Source organism: Streptomyces sp. G7(2002) (assembly GCF_028870195.1).
GTDB classification, from domain to species: domain Bacteria; phylum Actinomycetota; class Actinomycetes; order Streptomycetales; family Streptomycetaceae; genus Streptomyces; species Streptomyces nigrescens.
The window spans coordinates 1,463,588-1,484,881 of the sequence record NZ_CP102609.1 but is presented as its reverse complement, the minus strand read 5'-3'; the positions used below and the strand labels follow the sequence as shown (position 1 = coordinate 1,484,881).

The 21,294-nt window shown below is 70.2% G+C and carries 14 protein-coding genes and 1 pseudogene; 8 read left to right on the top strand and 7 right to left on the bottom strand.

The features are described 5' to 3' along the window. Window positions 1-26 precede the first annotated feature (26 nt). Together NUT86_RS05930 and NUT86_RS05925 are read left to right on the top strand one after the other, a co-directional pair. A complete protein-coding gene (locus NUT86_RS05930) occupies window positions 27-929 on the top strand; it encodes an FG-GAP repeat domain-containing protein (RefSeq protein ID WP_159490797.1) in 903 nt (300 codons plus the stop codon). 31 nt (window positions 930-960) lie between these two features. Then, a pseudogene (locus NUT86_RS05925) lies at window positions 961-6,732 on the top strand (type I polyketide synthase); the annotation flags it as partial. A 71-nt stretch (window positions 6,733-6,803) separates the two neighbouring features. Here NUT86_RS05925 and NUT86_RS05920 read toward each other — a convergent pair. Next, window positions 6,804-8,093: a cytochrome P450 gene (locus NUT86_RS05920; protein WP_229838652.1), complete on the bottom strand. Its 1,290-nt coding sequence runs from the start codon at window positions 8,091-8,093 to the stop codon at window positions 6,804-6,806. Here NUT86_RS05920 and NUT86_RS05915 point away from each other — a divergent pair. The 4 genes from NUT86_RS05915 to NUT86_RS05900 all read left to right on the top strand — a co-directional run bounded on the left by NUT86_RS05915 (window position 8,092) and on the right by NUT86_RS05900 (window position 11,443). After that, on the top strand, window positions 8,092-8,295 hold the full coding sequence (locus NUT86_RS05915; RefSeq protein WP_274733915.1) for a hypothetical protein: 204 nt from the start codon (window positions 8,092-8,094) through the stop codon (window positions 8,293-8,295). The two genes, NUT86_RS05920 and NUT86_RS05915, sit on opposite strands and share 2 nt — an antisense overlap. Window positions 8,296-8,658: 363 nt before the next feature. Beyond that, window positions 8,659-9,438 (top strand): DUF3159 domain-containing protein, encoded by a 780-nt coding sequence (locus NUT86_RS05910; RefSeq protein WP_018091601.1) that lies wholly within the window; start codon window positions 8,659-8,661, stop codon window positions 9,436-9,438. 176 nt (window positions 9,439-9,614) lie between these two features. Beyond that, window positions 9,615-10,544: an aminoglycoside phosphotransferase family protein gene (locus tag NUT86_RS05905; protein WP_274733913.1), complete on the top strand. Its 930-nt coding sequence runs from the start codon at window positions 9,615-9,617 to the stop codon at window positions 10,542-10,544. Between the two features lie 137 nt (window positions 10,545-10,681). Next, the gene (locus tag NUT86_RS05900; protein WP_159490804.1) at window positions 10,682-11,443 is read left to right on the top strand and encodes a thioesterase II family protein; all 762 of its coding nucleotides are present in this window, start codon (window positions 10,682-10,684) and stop codon (window positions 11,441-11,443) included. A gap of 70 nt (window positions 11,444-11,513) precedes the next feature. Here the strand turns inward: NUT86_RS05900 and NUT86_RS05895 are convergent, their stop codons facing one another. Further along, window positions 11,514-13,139 (bottom strand): flavin monoamine oxidase family protein, encoded by a 1,626-nt coding sequence (locus NUT86_RS05895; RefSeq protein ID WP_274733910.1) that lies wholly within the window; start codon window positions 13,137-13,139, stop codon window positions 11,514-11,516. A gap of 450 nt (window positions 13,140-13,589) precedes the next feature. Between NUT86_RS05895 and NUT86_RS05890 the strand changes: the two genes are divergently transcribed. Continuing rightward, window positions 13,590-14,642: an Lrp/AsnC family transcriptional regulator gene (locus NUT86_RS05890; RefSeq protein WP_018091605.1), complete on the top strand. Its 1,053-nt coding sequence runs from the start codon at window positions 13,590-13,592 to the stop codon at window positions 14,640-14,642. Here the strand turns inward: NUT86_RS05890 and NUT86_RS05885 are convergent. Then, window positions 14,632-16,092, bottom strand: coding sequence for an amidase family protein (locus tag NUT86_RS05885; protein WP_274733907.1), 1,461 nt, complete (start codon window positions 16,090-16,092; stop codon window positions 14,632-14,634). The genes NUT86_RS05890 and NUT86_RS05885 overlap by 11 nt on opposite strands. Before the next feature lie 40 nt (window positions 16,093-16,132). Further along, entirely contained in the window at window positions 16,133-17,686 is a 1,554-nt protein-coding gene (locus tag NUT86_RS05880; protein WP_274733905.1) for an AbgT family transporter, read from the bottom strand. 320 nt (window positions 17,687-18,006) lie between these two features. On the opposite strand from NUT86_RS05880, the gene NUT86_RS05875 reads away from it, so the two are divergent. Continuing rightward, on the top strand, window positions 18,007-18,504 hold the full coding sequence (locus NUT86_RS05875; RefSeq protein ID WP_162596861.1) for a hypothetical protein: 498 nt from the start codon (window positions 18,007-18,009) through the stop codon (window positions 18,502-18,504). Between the two features lie 72 nt (window positions 18,505-18,576). On the opposite strand, the gene NUT86_RS05870 is transcribed toward NUT86_RS05875, so the two are convergent. From NUT86_RS05870 to NUT86_RS05860, 3 genes are all read right to left on the bottom strand, one after another. Beyond that, the gene (locus NUT86_RS05870; protein ID WP_266441840.1) at window positions 18,577-19,335 is read right to left on the bottom strand and encodes an SDR family NAD(P)-dependent oxidoreductase; all 759 of its coding nucleotides are present in this window, start codon (window positions 19,333-19,335) and stop codon (window positions 18,577-18,579) included. 361 nt (window positions 19,336-19,696) lie between these two features. Then, window positions 19,697-20,140 (bottom strand): hypothetical protein, encoded by a 444-nt coding sequence (locus NUT86_RS05865; protein ID WP_274733901.1) that lies wholly within the window; start codon window positions 20,138-20,140, stop codon window positions 19,697-19,699. Window positions 20,141-20,321: 181 nt separating this feature from the next. Further along, the gene (locus NUT86_RS05860; protein ID WP_274733899.1) at window positions 20,322-21,260 is read right to left on the bottom strand and encodes an MBL fold metallo-hydrolase; all 939 of its coding nucleotides are present in this window, start codon (window positions 21,258-21,260) and stop codon (window positions 20,322-20,324) included. Window positions 21,261-21,294 lie beyond the last annotated feature (34 nt).

Here is a 21,294-nt window from a genome sequence, read left to right as displayed (position 1 = left end):
CGGCTGATCGAGGAGAGTGAAGAACAATGCCGGCGATGATCATGAACGGCCATTGCAGGTCCTTCAACGGCGACGGAAAGAAGGACCTGCTCGTCCGCCACGACACCAACGGTGAACTGCTGGTCTTCCCGCACAGCGGAAAGTTCGACGGCACCGACACCTTTCTCGAACCGGTCAAGATCGGTGAGGACTTCCACTGGGAGAAGCACCTCATCATCCGGACCATCGACATCCGCGGCAACGGACTGGCCAGTGTGCTCGCCGGCAGCGAGGAATCCGTCAACACCGAGCATCCCCACGGCGTTTACCTCTATGAGAACAAGGGCGGCCTCAACGGCCTGAACACCCTGAGCGAGCCGATCCGGATGTCGGGCCGCCGCGACGACGGCCGGATCTGGGAGAGCATCGGCGTCGCCGACGTCAGCGGGGACGGCAAGGACGACACCTTCGGCCGGGAGAGCGACCTCGGTCATGTGGACTGGTTCCGCAACACCGGCAACGTGGTGGAGAACGACACCTTCGACAAGACCCCGCAGCGGCTCACCGTCACCGAGCCCACCGACTTCCCCTTCGGCATGGCGGACGTGACCGGCACCGGCCGGCTCGACCTGCTGATCCTGCGCGACAACGGCGATCTGTGCGTCTACGAATTCCCGCCCGGACCGGACGGTTTCCTCGGCGACGGAGCGGACCGTGGCACCTGGTACACCGTCGGCAACCTCGGCGCGGACTGGAACCCACTGGAGGACGCGCTCGCGGTGACCGACATCGACCTGGACGGCAACCCCGACCTGCTCGTCCGGCAGCGCGACGGTGTGCTGGTGGCGCTCGCGCACACCGGCACCTTCGACCGGAAGAACCCGATGAACACCTTCCACCCGCCGGTCGCCGTCCTCAAGGACTGCGCGGAGTACCACACGCTCACCTGATCGCCACAGCCCCCTCGGTCGGAGTCCGCGCATGAATGCCCTCGACGAAAACCCCTCGCTGATCCAGAAGTTGCACGGGCTGTCCCGGCCCGAGCAGGACCGGGCGCTGCTGGATCTGGTGTGCCACCACGCCCTCGCCGCGCTGCGCCGCGTCCGGCCGGACGACGCACCGCGGACCCTGGCCCCGGACCGCCCCTTCACCGACCTCGGATTCGACTCGCTCACCGCGGCCGATCTGCATGTCCGGCTGGTGGCGGCCACCGGACTGCCGCTCCCGGTCACCGTGGCCTTCGACCATCCGACCCCGGTGCGGCTGGCCCGGGAGGTGCGTACCGGACTGCTCGGTGCGGACGGCGGGGAGGGCGAGGAGACCGCCTCCGGGCCCCCGGGGCGGGCGGGCGTGGCCGACGAGGCGGACCCGATCGCCATCGTCGGGATCGGCTGCCGCTACCCGGGCGGGATCGGCAGCCCCGAACAGCTGTGGCGGCTGGTCGCCGAGGGGGGCGAGGTCGTCGCCGGGCTGCCCGAGGACCGCGGCTGGGACCCGGAGACCCTGTACGACCCGGACCCGGACGCCCCGGGCAAGACCTACGTCCGCAACGGCGGGTTCCTCTACGACGCCGCGGAGTTCGACGCGGAGTTCTTCGGGATTGGTCCGCGTGAGGCGCAGGCGATGGATCCGCAGCAGCGGCTCGTCCTGGAAACCTCGTGGGAGGCGCTGGAGCGGGCCGGTATCGACCCGACCGCGCTGCGCGGCAGCCGGGCCGGGGTGTTCCTCGGCGCCGAGCCACAGGAGTACGGTCCCCGGCTGACCCGGGCCGGCGGACACGAGGGCTATCTCTCCACCGGCAACACCACCAGCGTCATCGCCGGCCGGGTCGCCTACGCCCTGGGCCTGGAAGGCCCCACGATGACCGTGGACACCGCCTGCTCGGGGTCCCTGGTCGCGCTGCATCTGGCCTGCCAGGCGCTGCGGCAGGGCGAGTGCTCCGTGGCTCTGGCCGGCGGGGTGGCCGTCATGGCCGCGCCCGGCACCTTCCTGTCCTTCTCCCGGCAGCGCGGCCTCGCCCCGGACGGCCGCTGCAAGGCCTTCTCGGCCGACGCGGACGGCACCGGCTGGGCCGAGGGCGTCGGCGTACTCGTCGTCGAGCGGCTCTCCGACGCCCGCCGCGCCGGGCATCCCGTCCTCGCCCTGGTCCGTGGCTCGGCGGTCAACTCCGACGGCGCCTCCAACGGCCTGACGGCACCCAACGGCCCCGCCCAGCAGCGGGTGATCCGCCAGGCCCTGGCCGCCGCCGCACTCGCCCCGCACCAGGTCGACGCGGTGGAGGCGCACGGCACCGGCACCAAGCTCGGCGACCCGATCGAGGCACAGTCCCTGATCGCCGCCTACGGCACCGAACGGTCCGAACCCCTGTGGCTGGGCTCGGTCAAATCCAACCTGGGACACACCCAGGCAGCCGCCGGTGCGGCCGGGATCATCAAAATGGTCATGGCGATGCGGCAGGAACTGCTGCCCCGCACCCTGCATGTCACCGAACCCACCCCCCACGTCGACTGGTCGCAGGGCAAGGTCGCCCTGCTCACCGAGGCACGACCCTGGCCCCGTACGGATCAACCGCGCCGGGCCGGTATCTCCTCGTTCGGTTTCAGCGGCACCAACGCGCACGTCATCCTGGAACAGGCACCGCCCGCGCCCGCGCCGCCGCCCACCACCGCACAACCCCCGGTGCTCGCGCTGCCGGTCTCCGCCCGGACCCCGGAGGCACTGCGGGCACAGGCCGCCCGGCTCACGTCCTTCCTGGCCGGGAACCCCGAGCCGGCCCTCGCCGATCTGGGCCGCACGCTGGCCACCAGCCGGGCCCAGCTGGAACACCGCGCGGTGCTGCTCGCCGCCGACCGCACGGAGCTCACCCGAGGCCTGGACGCCCTGGCCACGGGTGCGTCGGGGCCCGGCGTCTGCCAAGGACAGGCCGGCTCCGCCCCGGTCGCCGTGCTCTTCACCGGTCAGGGCGCGCAGCGGCTCGGCATGGGCCGCGAACTGTACGCCGCCTACCCGGTGTTCGCCCGTGTCTGGGACGAGGTCTGTGCCGAGCTGGATGTCCATCTGCCCGGCCCGCTGCGCGCCGTGGTGTGGGCGGAGCCGGACAGCCCCGAGGCCGCCCTGCTGGACGGGACGCTCTACGCCCAGTCGGCGCTGTTCGCCCTGGAGGCCGCGCTGTTCCGGCTGCTGGAGTCCTGGGGGCTGCGGCCGGACTTCCTGCTGGGCCACTCCCTCGGTGAGGTCACCGCCGCCTATGTGGCCGGGGTCTGGTCCCTGCCCGACGCCGCCGCCCTGGTCGCCGCCCGTGGCCGGCTGATGCAGGAACTCCCGGCCGGCGGCGCGATGGTGTCGGTACGCGCCACCGAGGAGGAGGTCACCGCCGCACTCGGCGCGTTCGAGGGTCGGGTGGGCATCGCCGCGGTCAACGGACCCGCCTCGGTGGTGCTCTCCGGGGACGAGGACGCCGTCACCGAGATCGCCGCCACCCTTGCCGCGCGCGGCCACAAGACCCAACGGCTCCGGGTGAGCCACGCCTTCCACTCGCCGCGTATGGAGCCGATGCTGGACGCGTTCCGCTGGGTCACCCGGGTGATGTCCTACGCACCGCCGAAGATCCCCGTGGTCTCCAACCTCACCGGACGGATCGCCACCGGCGAGGAACTGTGTTCACCGGACTACTGGGTGGACCATGTCCGCGGCGCCGTCCGGTTCGCCGACGGGGTCCGCGCGCTGGCGGACCACGGTGTGGGTACCTTCCTGGAACTGGGGCCGGACGCGGTGCTGTCCGCGATGGCACCGGACTGTGTGTCCGGCGAGGACCGGCCCGTCTTCCTTCCCGCCCTCCGCCGCGACCGCGCGGAGCCCCGGGAGGTCACCGCTGCCCTCTCCCGTGCCTGGGCGCACGGCGCGGACGTGAACTGGGCCGCCTACTACGGCGGTTCCGGCCACCCGGTGGAGCTGCCGACCTATGCCTTCCAGCGGCGGCGGTTCTGGCTGGACTCCGGGGACGCGGAGCTGGACGCGGCCGCACTCGGCCAGGCCGATGCCGCACATCCGCTGCTCGGCGCGGTGATCGATTCCGCGCAGGCGGACACCCGCTCCTACACCGGACGCCTCTCGCTGCGCTCCCACCCCTGGCTGGCCGACCACGCGATCAACGGCGCCGTACTCCTGCCGGGCACCGCCTTCGTCGACCTCGCGCTGCACGCCGGCGACCGCGCGGGCTGCCCCGTCCTCGCCGAACTGACCCTGGAAAGCCCCCTGGTGCTTCCGGAATCCGGTGCGGTACGGCTGCAGGTCGAGGTGGCCGCGCCGGATGAACAGGGCGACCGCCAGGTCCTCGTGTCCTCCCGCGCCGAGGACGATCCGGCCGATGTGCCCTGGACCCGGCACGCCACCGGCCTGCTCACCGCCACCGTCCCGGACCACGACGGACCCGACCTGCGCGTCTGGCCCCCGGCGGAAGCCGAACCGGTCGATCTCGGCGGGCTGTACGACGGGATGGCGCAGCGCGGTTACGACTACGGGCCACAGTTCCAGGGCCTGCGCGCGGCCTGGCGACGTGGGGCGGAGGTGTTCGCCGAGGTCGCGCTCCCCGAGGGAGCCGACAGCGCGGACTTCGCCCTGTCCCCGGCCCTCCTCGACGCGGCCCTGCACGCCCTCGACCTGGGGGAGTTCGTCCCGCGGGACGGCCGGCCCTGGGTTCCGTTCGCCTGGGCCGGGGTGACCCTGCGGGCCGTCGGCGCGACGGCGCTGCGGGTGCGGCTGTCGGCCGCGAGGGACCAGGCGGTCGCGCTGGACCTCGCCGACTCCACGGGCGCCCCGGTCGCCTCGGTGCGTTCCCTGGTCTCCCGGCCCGTCGCCGCCGAACAGACCGCGGCGGCCCGGAAGGGCGTGGTGGCCCGGTCGCTGTTCCGGCTCGACTGGACCACGGTGGTCACCCCGGGCACACCGGCCGGTGACTGGGCACTGCTGGGTGACGGCGACGGCCCACTCGGCCGGGCGCTGCGGGCCGGCGGGGTCCGGCTGAGGAGTCACACCGAGCTCTCCGCCGTGGACGTACCGGATCTCCTGGTGATGCCCTGTGCACCCGCCGAGGGCGCGCCGCCCGAGTCCGCCCGCCGCACCGCGCACCGCGTCCTCGACCTGCTGCGGTCCTGGCTCGCCGACGAGCGCTTCGCCGGCTCCCGGCTCGCCCTGGTGACCGAGGGCGAGGACTTCGCCGCCTCGGTGGTCTGGGGCCTGGTGCGCTCGGCGCAGGCCGAGCACCCGGACCGGATCACCGTGGTCGATGTGGATTCCTGGACGGCCTCGGGCCCGGCCGTAGCCGGTGCGCTGGCCACCGGTGAGCCCCAACTCGCGCTACGAGAAGGCGAGTTGCGGCTTCCGCGGCTGGCCCGGGTCACTCCACCGGACACCGGTGCGGAGTGGGACCCGGACGGCACCGTGCTGATCACCGGTGGCACCGGCGGGCTCGGCGCGCTCGTCGCCCGGCACCTGGCCGGCACACACGGCGTGCGGCACCTGCTGCTGGTCAGCCGCCGGGGACCGGACGCACCGGGCGTGCCGGAACTGCGCACCGAGCTGGCCTCGCTCGGCGCCACCGTGACCGTGGCCGCCTGTGATGTCGCCGACCGTACGGCCCTGGCCGGGCTGCTCGCCCGGATCCCCGCCGCGCATCCGCTGCGCGCCGTGGTGCACGCCGCCGGTGTGCTGGACGACGGGGTCCTCACCTCGCTGACCCCGCAGCGCTTCGACGGCGTCTTCCGGCCCAAGGCGGACGCGGCCTGGCTGCTCCATGAACTGACCGCGGACCTCGCACTCACCCACTTCGTCCTGTTCTCCTCCACCGCCACCCTGCTCGACGGGGCGGGACAGGCGAACTACGCGGCCGCCAACCTGTTCCTCGAAGCGCTCGCCCGGCACCGGCGGGCCACCGGCCGCCCGGCGACCGCGCTGGCCTGGACGCTGTGGGACGAGGCCGACGGCATGGCCGGGCGGCTCGGCGAGGCCGGTCTGCGCCGCGCCGCCCGGTCCGGTTTCCCGCCGCTTGACCCGGCCGAAGGCCTGGCACTGTTCGACGCGGCGCTCGCCACCGCGGAGACCACCCTGGTCCCGCTGCGGATCGACCCGGCCGTGCTCCGGGCCCGCCCCGGCGGCGTCCCCGCGCTGCTGGCCGGGGTGGTCCGGGCGCCGTCCCGCACCGCAGCCCAGGCCGGGGCCCCGGCTCCGGCCGCGGATTCCCTGGCCACCCGGCTGGCGGCGCTCTCCGCCGAGGAGCAGCGGCGCACCCTGCTGGGCCTCGTACGCGCCCAGGTCGCCGAGGTCCTCGGCTATGACCGCCCGGAGGCGGTGGTCAGCGGGCGGGGCTTCCTCGAACTCGGCCTCGATTCCCTCGCCGCGGTCGAACTGCGCAACCGGCTGACCGCCGCCACCGGGGAGACCCTGTCGTCCACGCTGGTCTTCGACCACCCCACACCCGACGCGGTCGCGGAGCACCTGGCCACACGCCTCATCGCCGGTGAAGCGGACCGGACCGCCTCGGTGTTCGCCGGAATCCGCCGGCTGGAGGCGGAGCTGGCGGCCGTCGCCCCGGACGAGGAGGAGTACGCCGGGGTCGCGGCCCGGCTGCGCGGACTGCTCACCACATGGGCCGAAACCCATCGCCCCGAAGAGCAGGCGCAGGAGTCCGCACTGGGCGCCGCCACCGCCGAGGAACTCTTCGACATCCTCGACAGCGAGCTGGAGGCCGGCAGGTAACGACCAGGAATATCCCACGGCATGTCATCGGTCCCCGGCCTCCCAGGGACCGATGACACCCGGTGGTGCGTCTACCAGCGGACCGGCATCGTATGCAGTCCGAAGACGAAGTTCTGGTACTTGAACGGCAGTTCATCCATCGGCTTGTCGAGCCGCAGGGAAGGCATCCGCCGCAGCAGCGTGCCCAGCCCGATCTCCAGCTCGGCGCGGGCCAGGTTCTGCCCGATGCACTGGTGTACCCCGTATCCGAAGGCGATATGGTGCCGGGCCTTGCGGTGGATATCGAACGTGTCGGGGTCTGCGAAGGCCCGCTCGTCCCGGTTGGCCGAGGCGCTCAGCACGAAAATGCCCTCACCGGCCCTGATTGTCCGGCCGTCGATCTCGATGTCGTCAAGGGCGACCCGGTCGAAGGCGGCCCAGTCCGACACGGAGTGGAACCGCAGCAACTCGTCGACGGCACCGGGCAGCAGCGCGGGGTTCTCGCGGAGTTCGGCCAGCTGCTCCGGGTGCTCCAGCAAGGTCAGCATGCCCAGGGGCAGCATGTTCGCGGTCGCCTCGTGTCCGGCGGTCAGCAGCAGGAAGGCCATGCCCACCAGGGCCGCGCGGGTCAGCTCGCCCGTACCGACCTGTTCGTTGATCAACCGGCCGATGAGGTTGTCGCCGGGTGCTTTCACGGCCGCCTTGACCAGCTCGTCAAGGAAGTCGATCAGCCCCTCCATCGCCGCCTTGACCTGCTCGGGCTCGGCGTTCAGCTGGACCAGCGTCCTGGTCGCGGACTGGAAGTACTCATGATCCTCGTACGGGACGCCGAGTAGCTGACAGATGACCAGCGAGGAGAGCGGCAGACCGAGATCCTCCACGAGATCCCCCTGGGAGCCCCGCGCCAGCATGTCGTCGATCAGCCGGTCGGTGATGCGCTGGACCTCCGGCCGCAGCTGGTTCATCCGCCGTGCACCGAACTCGGAGATGAGCATGCGCCGGTAGTGGCTGTGCCGCGGCGGATCCAGGTTGATGAACTGGCCCTCGTGGAACTGGGCGATCTCCGCCAGCTCGTTGAGCTGCTCGGCGGTGAGCGGCTCCCCGCCGCCCGTGGCCTCGTCGGCCGGCGGCTCCTCGGGCGGCCGGACGCTCGGGAAGCCCGGCCGGCTCGCATCGGAGCTGACCCGCGGGTCGGTCAGCAGTTGCTGCGCCTCGGCATGCCGGGTCACCACCCAGGCGCTCCCGCCGTGCGGCAGTTGTACGCGCACCAGCGGGGAGTCCGCTCGCATACCCGCGTACTCCGGTGGCGGGGCGAAGGGGCAGCGCCGGGCCATGGGGAAGCTTAATTCCTGCACCGACCCGCTGCTGTCAATATCCGTCATGGAATTCTCCCCTCAAGGTAATTGTCAGGCGACAGGCCAGGAACTTATTGCGGAGATGAACAGCCGTCAAGATTCAAAAGATTTTGCCCGGCGAATAGGGGTGGGTTCTCAATTTCACAAACGGCCTCCCGCCGCTTGCGAAGGGCAGGCGAAGAAATGCACCCGCATTACCCATATCGGGCGTCAATTCGGCGGCAGGTGAATAATCGGAAACCCGTCCGCCGTGCAGCGCAAAACCCCTGATCATCTCGCCGGAACGGGTGGGAAGTGCCGACGCAATGAGGTGAATCGTCCCCCGCGGGCACGGCCGGGCCGGTGCGGCCGGCGGGGCGTCCGTCCCGGGCACCTCCGGCGGCCCGCCGGGCGAACGGGGGTAGAGGTAGCTCCACCTTTTCTTGGGACCTAGCTGGGATGTCTCACGGATCGTCTCCGGCCAGCATGGAGCACGTTGAAGAGCCTCGTGGGGAGACCGAACCATGCACCACACCGATGTGACCAGGCTGCATACGCACCACCGAGCCCAGGCCGGGAAGCTCACCGGCCGTCCGCCGCACCTGGGGGAGACGTGAAGCACTCGGCCGAGTCGCCTTCCTCGTCCGTGACCGACCATCCGGAAACGGACGCCAAGGACGAGCAGAAGCAGGTCCCGGAGAACTTCCAGGAACAGCTGGCCTACGCCTGGGAGTACATCGGCGGGGTCTACGGCACGATCCTGACCATCCTGCCGGTCATCACCTACATCGTGGTCAATGCGCTGACCAGCATGTGGCCGGCGATCTGGGCCTCGATCGGCACCGCGGTCCTGGTGGGCATCTTCCAGCTGCTGCGCAAGGAGAAGCTGGCAGCCGCCTTCATCGGCCTCGGCACGGTGCTCATCACCTCCGGCGTCGCCGTCTTCGTCGGTGAGGCCAAGGGCTACTACCTGCTCGGCAACTGGATCACGGTCGGTATCGGCAGCATTCTGCTGCTGTCCGTGCTGGTGCGCCGGCCCCTGATCGGCCAGGTCTGGGCTGCGGCCAACTTCCAGGGAACGTTCTGGCGCCGGGACCGGAAGTCGAAGTTCTACTACGACCTGGCCACTCTGCTCTGGTCGATGCTGAGCTTCTCCCGGTTCGCGGTGGAGCGGTGGCTCTACAACATGGACGAGACCACCTGGCTCGGCATCGCGCGGCTCGTCATGGGCTGGCCGCTGACCTTCTTCGCCGTGATGACCAGCATCTGGGCGGTCCGCAAGGTGGACGGGCGGCGCAAGCTCTACGACCCGAATTACAAGGACCCCAAGCAGAAGGAATCCGGGGAGCGCGACTCGGCGGACGTCGAGACCGCGAAATCCCGCGGAGAATAGCAACGCCGAGCCCATATAGCTCCGTGGGCGAGGCGACCAACCGGTGGATTCCCCTCCCCCGTGTGTCGGCGGCGGTCCGTGACCGTTGCTGTCCAGGGGTCTACACCGCCACGATTTCCGGTCCGCGACAGCGGACCGGAAATCGTGGGTTCCACCCCCGTTGAAGGGCATCCGATATGAGCACGTCGAAGGCGGTCGAGGTCCCGCAACTCCTGGCGGCGTCATACGCCAGGATCTTCGGCGAGGAAGGGACGGCCTGGATCGCCGGGCTGCCGGACCTCGCCGCGGAATTCCTGGACCGCTGGGAACTGGAACTAGACGGCGCGGCCGCGGCAGGGGAAGCCTCGCTGGTGCTGCCGGTGCTGCGCGATGACGGCACACGCGCGGTCCTCAAACTTCAGATGCCCAGGGAGGAGACCCGCGCCGCGGTCATCGGGCTGCGCACCTGGGACGGCGAGGGGATGGTGCGGCTGCTCGACGACAGTCCCGAGAGCGGCACCATGCTCCTGGAACGGCTGGACGGTGCCCGCACGCTGGCCTCGATCGAGGACGACGACGTGGCGATGGGCATCCTTGCCGGGCTTCAGGCGCGGCTGGTCCGTGTCCCCGCGCCGCCGGGACTCAGGAGCCTCGGCGACATCGCCACCGAGATGCTGGAGCAGGTGCCGCGGGCGGTCACGGCTCTGGCCGACCCGGCCGACCGTCAACACCTGCGGGGCTGGGCGTCGGCGGTGGCCGAGCTGGTCGGCGAACCCGGCGACCGGATGCTGCATTGGGATCTGCACTACGACAACGTGCTCGCCGCGGAACGCGAGCCGTGGCTCGCCATCGACCCCGAGCCGTTGTCCGGGGACCCCGGCTTCGACCTGTGGCCCGCCCTGGACAGCCGGTGGGAGGACGTCGTCGCGAAGGGAGACCCTCTGCGCAGGGTGCGGCGCCGCTTCGACCTGCTCACCGAGGTCCTCGACCTGGACCGTGCCCGTGCGACCGGCTGGACGCTGGGGCGGCTGCTGCAGAACGAGCTGTGGGACATCGAGGGCGGCGCGACCACGCTCGCCCCGTCCTCCGTCACCCTCGCGGAAGCGCTGCTGCACCATCAGCCCTGACCGGCACACCCCTCAACTCGACCGTGTGACGGGCTCATAGGGGCGTACGCGCACTGTTAGGGGTTGCCGACGGCACGGCCGGCAAGCACTGTCGTCCGAGGGTTTCACCACGTACGGAAGTCTGAGGGGATGCACACGTGAACGCGCACGCCGATGAGGATCTGTGGGTCCGACGGTTCCATCCCGCGCCCGAGGCCGCGACCAGGCTGGTCTGCCTGCCCCATGCCGGCGGCTCCGCCAGTTTCTATTTCCCGGTGTCCAGGGCGCTCGCCCCGGCGATCGATGTGCTGGCAATTCAGTACCCCGGCCGCCAGGACCGCCGGAACGAGCCCTGCCTGGACAACATCGCGGATCTCGCCGACGCGGTGACCGAGCGGCTGCTGCCCTGGACCGACCGGCCGCTGGCGATATTCGGGCACAGCATGGGCGCCACCCTCGCCTTCGAGGTGGCGCTCCGCCTCGAACAGCGCGAGATCACCCTGCAGGCCCTGTTCGCCTCCGGGCGCCGGGCACCGTCCCGGCACCGCGAGGAGACGGCGCATCTGTACGACGACGCCTCACTGGTCCGGGAGATCAAGGCGCTCAACGGCACCGAGTCCCAGACGCTGGACGACGAGGAGATGCTGCGCGCGGTGCTGCCCGCGATCCGCAGCGACTACCGGGCCGCGGAGACCTACCGCTACCAGCCGGGGCCGCCGCTGAACTGCCCCGTATACGCGATGGTCGGGGAGAGCGACCCGAAGGTGAGCATCGATGAGGCCCGCTCCTGGAGCGATCACACCATGGAGCACTTCGAGCTGCAGACCTACCCCGGCGGGCACTTCTACCTGAACGCTCAGGCGCCCCGGATCATCGAAGCGATCTCCCAAGCGGTGTCGGCGACTTCCGGCACCGCATAACGGTGGCGGCATGAGGGGGCCTGCACCAGGCGGTGCAGGCCCCCTCATGCGGCCCGGAGCCGGCCCACGCTCACTCCGGAAGCCGGACCGGCGCAATCTCGTGGAAGACATCGCCGGGGCCGGGGTTCTCCGGAGCCGTGCTGCCACCGAGGTGGTCGACCACTCCCCAGACCGCGTTCAGCGCGGTGGTCACGGCACCCTCGGCGAACCCGCCGGTCCAGGAGATGTCGTCGCCGCACAGGAAGAAGCCACGATGTCGCGGGTCGAGCTCGTGCTGCATGAAGTGGCTGAACAACCGCCGCTGGTAGCGGTAGTGACCGGGCAGATTGGCCTTGAAGGCGCCCATGAACCGCGGCTCGGTCTCCCAGGTGATCGTCAGCGGTGCGCTGATGAGGTGCGAGCGGATGTCCACCCCGGGGTAGATCTCGCCCAGCTTGGTCAGCAGCAGCTCCAGCCGCTCCTCCGCCGACAAGGTGGCGAACTTCAGCGAGTCGTCGTTCCAGGTGTAGGACAGGCACATCACGCCCGGCCGGTCCGGTCCCGAGTCGAACAGATAGACACTGCGCGGCATCCGGTCCGTGAGGGTCATCCCCATCGCCATCTGGCCGGTGTGCGGATCGGTGTCCAGCCAGAAGGGCCGGTCGGTCAGCACGAACACCTTTGAGGAACCCATGTAGTGGGTGCGTTCGACGGCGCTCCACAGGTCGGTCGGCAGCAGGTCCGGATCGCTGTCCACATGATTGAGCAGGGCCCAGACGTGCGGGCTGAACACCACGGCCGGATAACGGTCCCGGCGGCCGTCGGCGTCCGTCACCTCGTAGCCCTCGGCATCGCGTCGTATGCGCACAGCGGCGGACCGGGGAGATCCCCCGTGCAGACCGGCCAGCGAGGTGCCGGCCGGCCAGTGCGCGAGCCGGTCGGGCCGGTGCGTCCACAGCCCACGGGGCAATTGCTGGGCGCCGCCTTCGATCGTCATCTGGTCGTCGTCCGCCGCGGTGCAGACGACACGGAGGATCTCGATGATGGAATTCGGGAAGTCGGTGTCCCATCCGCCGGTGCCGAATCCGACCTGGCCGAAGATCTCCCGGTGCCGGAACGACGCGAATGCCGGACTGGTGGCGAGGAATCCGTAGAAGGACTGGTCGTCGTACTCCTTGACCAGCTGATTCCATATCGCCTTCAGCACGGGGATATCGCGGCGACGGATCGCGTCCTGCATGCTGGAGAGTTCGGCCCGGTCCTGCAGCGCCTTGGCCCAGGCATCCGCGACTTCCTGGAACTCCGAGGGCAGATCGGCCGCCGACCGCGCCCGGTGCGCGCGTCCTTCCAGATGCACCAGGGTGGCCGGAGTGCAGGGTGCCAGCGGGTTGGGGAACGGCGAGGTACGCAGGCCGAGTTGGTCGATGTAGTGGAACAACGTGGTCGCCGACACCGGGAAACGCATCGCGCCCATCTCGGCCAGCAACTCGGGATGTTCCGGGAACGGCACCGAACGCATCCGCCCGCCCAACTGCTCGGCTTCGTACACCACCGGCCGCAGCCCGAGCCGCATCAGCTCATAGGCCGCGGTCATCCCGGACATCCCGCCGCCGATCACCGCCACCGGAGTGCCGTGCCGGTGCCGGGGCACGGCGCCGAGTCCGGCCGGATGTCGCAGCCAGTCGTCATAGGCGAACGGGAAATCCGGTACGAACATGGTCACTCGTTCCGAACTGGCCAAGGTCATGAGGAAACCTCTCGATCGGTCGCGGTCGGAGCGGATCCCGGTACCACTCGGGTCGGCGTTCCCGCAGATAGGAGTGGCGGCACGCGCCGTACGAAGTTCCTCGTCGGTCACCGGTATTCCCCGGTGGGAACCTAATTTCCGCGCACAATGCGCCACAACCCCTACCGACCCCGGCTTCACAAAGCCGGACCCGCAGACTCCGGCACACCCCCTGAAGGCGATACAGGGGTATCTGGCCCACGAGTTCGCGGCGTATTTTGCGCCCCTTCAGTCCCGCCCGGCCAGGAAGTCTGCGTACGGGAATTCCTTTCCACCGGTCTCACGGTTTCCCGCGGGCGGGCCGACTTCCCGGCGGAATGAGGGCCGGTCACACGGGGCGGCAGCCTGGAGAGGGAAGTGCCGCCTCTATAGACTCGCCCGGTGAGCAGCGAAACCGAGGTGCCGCGTCCGGAGCAGCTGGACGAGGACGACCTGCTGCTGGCCAACGCCCTCCAGGCGGCGCCCCGCGCGACCTGGAGCGAGCTGGGAAAGGTCCTCGGACAGGACGCGGTGACCTTGGCCCGCCGCTGGGAGCGCCTCAGCAGCAAGGGCCTGGCCTGGGTCACCCCCGCGCTGGGCCCCGGACTCCTCTACCGCACCTGCCGGGCCTTCGTCGAGATCCACTGCGAACCGGGCAGTGCCGCCCAGGTATCGGCCGAGCTGTCCCGTCAGCCCCACCTGCTCACCATCCAGCATGTCGCCGGCACCTACGACCTGTTCGCGATCGCCTTCACCCCGGACTTCGCCTCGATGTCCGACTACCTCCTCACGAGCCTGCCCCGGCAGGAGGGCGTCGTCCGCGTCCGTTCCCACCTGGTGACACGCAACTTCCGCACGGGATCGCAGTGGCGCCTGGGCGTGCTGAACCAGCGCCAGGAGCGAGCCCTGCTCCGCACCCGCCCGGAACCGCAGAGCGCCGAGGCCACGGCGTACAGCACCTGGGAGCGCGAACTGATCGTGGCGCTCAGCAACGACGGCCGGATCCGCTACACCGATATCGCCACGGAGCTGGGTGTCACACCCCGGACCGTGCAGCGCCGGCTGAACCGGCTGCTGGGCAACCGCGATCTGCTCCTGCGCTGCGATGTCGCGCGGCCCCTCGCGGGCTGGCCGACCGGCGCCCTGCTGTGGCTCAACGTCCCGGACGAGCGGCTGGAGGAGGCCGGCCGTACGCTCGGCGCCTTCCCGGAGACCCGCAGCTGCGCGGCGCTGTCCGGCGCGAACAACCTGCTGGTCACGGTCACCCTGCACTCGGTGGACGCGCTCCACGACTGGGCCGTGCAACTGCGCCGGGCGCTTCCGTACGCGGACATCGCGGACCGTTCCGTGGTGCTGCGCCAGGACAAGCTGTGCGGTCATCTGCTGGACGCGTGGGGACGAAGCCATGGCGTCGTCCCCCTCGACATCTGGCGTCCGAGCGGCCTCAGCCGGTGAGGCGGGTGGTGCCCGTACGGCCGCCGACGACGGGAACCGCGACGGCCGGCCGCCGCAGGCCCGCACCGAGCGTCCGCTCGATCTGCCGGGCCAGCCGCAGAACGCCGAGGTCGTCGCCGCTGCGCCCGACGATCTGCACCCCTACCGGCAGCCCGTCCGCGGTGAAGCCCGCCGGCACCGACAGGGCGGGTACGCCGAGCACAGTGAACCAGTACATGGAACGCATGCAGTCGAGATAGTTCTCGCTCCTGGTGTCTCCGATGCGCTCCGGCCACAGCTGATCCGCGCTCCACGGCACCACCTGCGTCGTGACCGTCACCAGATAGCGGTACTCGCGGGTGAACTCCGCGAACCGCTGGAAGAGCAGCCCGCGCAGCTTGTGTGCGCGCATCAGACCCGCCGAGGTCGTCGCCAGCCCGTTCTCGATGTCCTGGCGGACCCTGATGCCGAAGGCCTCCGGGTTCGCGGCGTACCGGTCACCGTAGTTGAGCGCCCGGTACCAGCCGCGCAGCGTGCGGAACGCCTCGTCGGCCCCGGTCATGTCCGGGGCCGCGACGGTGACCTTGCGGGAGATCCCGGCCAGGGCCTCGTGCACCGGCTGCATCGCGGTGCGCACGGCGTCGTCGACGGCGAGTTGACCGCCGAGGTCCGCACTCCACGCCACCGGTACGTCCGAGAAGTCGTACTCCAGACCGGCGTTGAACCGGGACGCGTCGCCGAGGCCCCAGGGGGACCGCGGATCGGCCCGCGTCAGCACCGTCATCTGCAGCGCGACATCGTCGACGGTACGGCCGATCGGCCCCTGGATGCTCAGCGGCGCGAACGGATCGTTGGCCGGCCACATCGGGACCGAACCCACCGAGGGCCGCAGCCCCACGACATTGCAGAAGGTCGCCGGGTTGCGCAGCGAACCGCCGGTGTCACCGCCGTCGGCGAGGGCCACCATTCCCGTCGCGACGGCGGCCGCCGCACCGCCGCTGCTGCCGCCGGCCGTCAGGTTCAGGTCGTACGGGTTGCGGGTGGGGCCGAACAGCTCGTTGGTGCTCTGGATGCCCGCACCGAACTCGGGAACATTGGTCTTGCCGACCGTCACGGCACCCGCGTTCACCAACTGCTCGACGACCAAGGCGTCATGGTCCGGCACATGGCCGGCGTAGAGCTTCGAACCGTAGGTCGTCCGGATGCCCTTGGTCGGGGCGAGGTCCTTGTGCGCGACCGGGAGGCCGTGCAGCGGACCCAGCAGCTCTCCGCGTGCGACGGCGGCGTCGGCGCGGGCGGCGAGCGCACGGGCGTGGTCCTCGGCGAGCGTGATGATCGCGTTGACCTTCGGGTTCACCGCGTCGATCTGGGCGAGGTGGGCGTCGAGGATCTCGCGCGCCGACACCTCACGGCGCCGCTGGAGCTCCACCAGTTCCCGGGCCGGCAGCCACAGGAGGTCGTTCTCGGTCACAAAGATCAGCAGTCCTTGCCTTGGTCGATGGGGGATGTGCTCACGGCAGATGGATGGGGGCGCCGGGGCCCAGCGGCAGGTCGAGGAAGTAGAAGCCGGTGAGGATGACGGTCCAGACCGTCGCGAAGGACAGGGCGAACGGGAGCAGCCGGGAGATGACCGTGCCGAGTCTCAGCTCGGGCTGGTACTTCTGCGCCGAGACCAGCGCGAAGTACAGGAAGACCTGCATCGGCGTGATCGCCCCGGTCACGGAGTCGCCGATCCGGAAGGCCGCGTGCATGGCGGCGGGGGACAGGCCCAGCAGCATCCCGGCCGGCACCATGACGGTGCCCAGGATCGACCACAGCGCGGAGCCCGAGGTGATCAGCAGATTCAGCAGCGAGGTCACCAGCACGACCGCGAGCAGGATCCCGAAGCCCCCCAGCCCCGCGGACTTCGCACCGTCCGCGAGACCGATGGCGAAGAGCTTGCCCAAGTTGCTCCACGTCAGCAGATTGATGGTCTGCGCGATCGCGAAGACAAGTACGATGAACCCGGACATGTCCCGCACCGCGCCGATGAGGTGCGGATAGACGGCACGCGCTTCCTTGCCGACCCCGCCGCAGCGGGCGTAGACGACGCCGAAGACGAAGAACAGCCCGGACAGCACGAGGGCGAGGCTGTCGACGAAGGGGGAGGGAGCCAGCACCCCGTCCTCCCCGCGCAGCGGGCTGCCCGGCAGCAGCCAGGCGGTGACGAGCGCGGCGGCGACCGCCAGCGTCACCCCGCCGCTGATCAGCAGCGCCCGGCGCTGCACCGGGGTCGCCAGCGTCTCGGAGGCCGGCCCCTCCGAACCGGAATGCGCCGGATCGTGCTTCGGGTTCCAGGCCGCCAGCCGCGGTTCGAGGACCCGGTCGATGAGGAAGCCACCGACCAGCGGAAGGATCAGTCCGGCCGTCGCGGTGAAGAACCAGTTCATGGCGATATGGACGTGATAGCCCTCGATGCCCGGCAGCAGCTCCGCCGCGCTCTGCGTGATACCGGTCGTGGTCACATCGAGAGTGCCGAGCAGAATCCCTCCGTCGTAGCCGCTCCCCACGCACACGAAGGCACCGAGCAGGCCCGCCACCGGGTGCCGTCCCACCGCCTTGAAGACGATCGCGGCGAGCGACGGCAGCAGGATGTAGGCGGAGTCGGCCAGTACGTGCCCCTGGCAGGCGACGAAGGCGACAAGGTAGGGAACCCAGCGCCGCGACACCCGCAGGAACGCGAACCGCATCAGACATTCCAGGGCGCCGGTGCCCTGGGCGACGCCTATGCCCATCGCGATGACAAGCACCGGGCCGAGCGCGGGAAAGGCCATGAACGAATCCGTGGCCGTGCCAAGGAGATGACTGAGCCCCTCCGGCGTCAGCGCGCCGAGCACCGGCGTCGGCTTCTTCTCCCCCGGCACCTGCACCGTCACATCGAAGGCGGCAACCACCGTCGACACCACGGCGACCAGACCGAAGATGCCGGCGAAGAGCACGAACGGATTGGGCAGCCGGTTGACCAATCGCTCGACCCGTCCCAGCAATCCCTCCAGTGGAAGCGGGTTCCGTTCCAGTGCCTTCATTGCTGCCTGCCTCTCGTCCCGGAGCGTGTCGGCGGTGTGCGTGCGCGCCACTATCGAGGGGGCGGCGCAAAACACCGGAGAGGTGCAGGGGAATGTCCATCCGAGCCGCGATTTCGCAGAAAAACGGCCATCGACTCGAACGTGGCCCTCTGACGCGCTGCTCTGGCATCCGGCTCCGCTTAACATGTCCCCGTCAACTGATCACGGCGGGGGAGCGGGGGAGAGAGCAGTTGGCTTTCTTCACCCTCGAAGCCGAGGCACCGCCCGCCGAATCCGGTCGGCGTGCGCTCGGCTCAAAGCCACATCTGCAAAGGAACGTCATGCGTTTCGCCCGAATACTTGCCACCGCAGGAACCGTTGTCGCCTTGGCGTCGGTCTCGGCTTGCGGTCTGCCCTCCGCGGGTTCACCCCAGGAAGCGGGGGACTTCCTCAAGTCGACGCTCCACTGCGAGAGCATCGACATCGCCTCACCCCCCGAGGTCCAGCGGGTGGAAGCCATGGGTATGACGGGCATCAACGGCGGCGGCGAGTGCGAGGACCCGGCGGGCGATGACGGTGACGTCGACTTCCTCACCATCGAGGACATGGAGGCGTTCCAGACCGCCGTCAAGGGGGACGACGACGAACAGGACGAGCTCATGATCGGCGACGACTTCGCCGTCGACCCGAGCAGCGACGACCAGCGGCATCAACTCCTCAAGGCCGGACTGCTGTTCCTCAACTGCACCCCGGACTTCAAGGCTCCCCCCGGCAAGACGGCGGACGACGGAGAAATCGAGGGCTGCTCCACGACCGACTATTCGGAGGATCTCGACTGACGTCCCCTCGACGGCTCGGCGCGGGCACCGTCCGCGCCGAGCCGTTCCCCGGTCGCGGACGGGCCGCGTGGGTCAGTGGGCGGTGAGACCGCCGTCGACCACCAGCTCGGTCCCGGTGACGAACGAGGACTCGTCGCCGGCGAGGAACAGCATGGCCGAGGCGACCTCATCGGGATGGCCGGCGCGGCGCATCGGGGTACGCACGATGTCCGGCTGCTGGTCGCCCTGCTCGTCCAGGAGCTCCTGGATCATCGGCGTGGCGATGACACCGGGGTGGACGGAGTTGACCCGCACTCCCTGACGGGCGTACTCGACGGCCGCGGTCTTGCTGAGCAGGCGCACCGCGCCCTTGGACGCCTGGTAGGCCGCGGCTGCTCCGCTTCCCACGAGCCCCAGGACGGACGAGGTATTGATCACCGAGGCGTTGCCGCTGCTGCGCAGCAGCGGCAACGCAGCCTTCATCCCGAGCCAGGTGCCCTTCTGGTTCACGTCGATGACGCGGTTCCACATGTCTTCCCGGGTGTCCTCGATACCCGGCCAGTCCAGGATGCCCGCGACGTTGACGAGAACGTCCAGAGTGCCGAATCGCTCGCGGACGGTGGTGATCACGCCATCCCATTGCTGGGCGGACGAAACATCCAGACAAGCGGAGACGACTTCCGTCCCGGTTTCCTCCAGCTCCTCCGTGAGCGCCGCAAGCGGCTCCGGCCGGACATCGGTAACGACCAGCCGCGCGCCCTCCCGGGCGAACAGCCTGGCCGTCGCGGCGCCGATTCCTCCCGTCGCCCCGGTGATCAACGCGACCTTGCCGTCCAGTCGTTGCCCAGTCATGGCGGTGTCGTCCCCTCTCTCGGCCGTGGTGCGCTGGGGCAGTACCGCCCGCGCTCGGCGTGTCGGACCAGACGGCAGCAAGCGTCAACGCCGTTCTCACCTGCCCGCGGCACGACGCCCTCCTCCCGCCCGCTGCCCGTCCCTTTCGCCACCCAGCCTGGACGCCCCGGAAACCGCTGACCAGGACGCGTGCTGCCTGGGTGCCACACACCGGGGCAGGGCACCGAGCACCTTTCCGCCGCTACGGGAGGGCCTGTTGGCGGGTCTGTCGGTGGGTCTGTCGGCGGGTCGCCGAACCGCCTCCGCTTGCGGTCAGCGCCTCCGATTCTGAAGGGTCATCGCGAGCATCGGAGCGCTTGCCCTACTTGGAGGCGAACGCGGAGCGCATCCGCTTGCCATTCACGATCACGACGACACCGGTCAGGAGGACTCCACACAGGCCCTGTTCCATCTTCAGCCACAGCGGAAATGTGCCGGGCAGCGCGATGATGACCGCGATGACCACCACCATGACGCCCGAGGCCAGCCGTAGTCGGAGGTAAGAGCGGCGGTCGCCGCGGACCGTCCGAGCGGCGAACGAGGCCATGAGCAGGGACGTGGCTACGACGACGGTCGCTCGGCCCCAGACGGCCTCGGTCACGATGCTGGGGTGATGGCGCAGCAGGACGACCGCGATGAGCGTGAGCACGCTGAGACCGGCGTAGCACCCGACGAGCAGTGTGGTGCTGCGGAAAGCCTGTCGGATGCGTGGATGGCTCAAAGGCTCGTCGGAGACCCCGGCGGGGTGTGTCCTGAGCGTGTTCATGATGCCCCTTCCTCGTCTTTGCCCCGCCGCTCTCGGCGGCCGCCACCAGGATCCGGCCCGCCTGCCGCCCGTTCATCGTGCCCCCGGACGAGTCGCACTCCTGCCGATCTCAGGGGCCTGCCGGGGCTGCCCCGTAATGGCTCCTCGCCGGTGCTTTCAGGGAGCGCCAGACCGCGTCATGTCAGTGGGGTGTGGAGGTGTGGTGCGCCGGGGCCGCGGGGCGAGGGGTGAGTCGATAGGAGTCGCCGTGGGATTGCACCAGGCCGCCCGTGGGGGAGGGGAAGTGGGTGCCGAGCATCAGGGTGCCGGTGTCGGCCAGGGAGGCGAGGAGGCGGTGTCGGGTGGCGGCTGCTTGGTGGGGGTCGCTGTCCACGCAGCTGCCGATGCCGGGGTGGAGCAGCTGTACGGGGTGATGGATGCAGTCGCCGGTGATCAGGGCGGTGGCCGTGCGGCCGTGCAGCTCGACGGCGAGGTGGCCGGGGGTGTGTCCGGGGGTGGGGATCAGGCGGATACCTGGCGCGATCTCGGTGCCCTCTTCCGGGATGTCGACGAGGTCGAGAAGGCCGGCGTCCTTGATGGGATGGACGGAGTCCCGGAACATCTGCCGCCGGGCTTCGTCCATGTCTGCCGTCGCCCAGTAGTTCCACTCCGTTCGGGCCGTCAGGTAACGGGCGTTGGGGAAGGTGGGCTTCCATGTGTCGCCGTCGGCATACGTGTTCCACCCGACATGGTCGGTGTGGAGGTGTGTGAGGATCACGAGGTCGATGGTCTGCGGCGGGAAGCCGGCCGCCTCGAGGCGCGCGAGGTAGTCGCTGTCGAGGTTGTTCCAGGCGGGGTTGGCGCGTGTTTTGCCGTTGCCGATACCGGTATCGACGAGGACGCGCAGGCCGTCGGCTGAGAACGCGAAGCTGTGGCTGCTCAGTCGCAGGGTGCCGGCCTCGTCGGCGAAGTCGGGCCGCAGCCAGGGTGCTTGGTCCACCACGTCAGGGGTGGCTGCCGGCAGCAGCCAGGGGCCGGTCTGCGGGGGCAGGGCCACCTCGTCGATGCGGTGGACGGTGAGGTCCCCCAGGTCCCAGGCCGGGGACGTGCTGCTGGATGAGGGTGTCGAGTGGCTGTGCATGCGGCGTTTCCGTTCCTTCGCTCGTACTTGACGC

Excerpts from the sequence above, each read along its gene's own strand:
- NUT86_RS05930 (WP_159490797.1), top strand. The coding sequence starts at position 27 with ATGCCGGCGATGATCATGAACGGCCATTGCAGGTCCTTCAACGGCGAC.
- NUT86_RS05905 (WP_274733913.1), top strand. The coding sequence starts at position 9,615 with ATGAGCACGTCGAAGGCGGTCGAGGTCCCGCAACTCCTGGCGGCGTCA.
- NUT86_RS05875 (WP_162596861.1), top strand. The coding sequence starts at position 18,007 with ATGCGTTTCGCCCGAATACTTGCCACCGCAGGAACCGTTGTCGCCTTG.
- NUT86_RS05880 (WP_274733905.1), bottom strand. The coding sequence starts at position 17,686 with ATGAAGGCACTGGAACGGAACCCGCTTCCACTGGAGGGATTGCTGGGA.
- NUT86_RS05860 (WP_274733899.1), bottom strand. The coding sequence starts at position 21,260 with ATGCACAGCCACTCGACACCCTCATCCAGCAGCACGTCCCCGGCCTGG.
- NUT86_RS05895 (WP_274733910.1), bottom strand. The coding sequence starts at position 13,139 with ATGTTCGTACCGGATTTCCCGTTCGCCTATGACGACTGGCTGCGACAT.
- NUT86_RS05870 (WP_266441840.1), bottom strand. The coding sequence starts at position 19,335 with ATGACTGGGCAACGACTGGACGGCAAGGTCGCGTTGATCACCGGGGCG.
- NUT86_RS05920 (WP_229838652.1), bottom strand. The coding sequence starts at position 8,093 with ATGACGGATATTGACAGCAGCGGGTCGGTGCAGGAATTAAGCTTCCCC.
- NUT86_RS05865 (WP_274733901.1), bottom strand. The coding sequence starts at position 20,140 with ATGAACACGCTCAGGACACACCCCGCCGGGGTCTCCGACGAGCCTTTG.
- NUT86_RS05915 (WP_274733915.1), top strand. The coding sequence starts at position 8,092 with ATGGAATTCTCCCCTCAAGGTAATTGTCAGGCGACAGGCCAGGAACTT.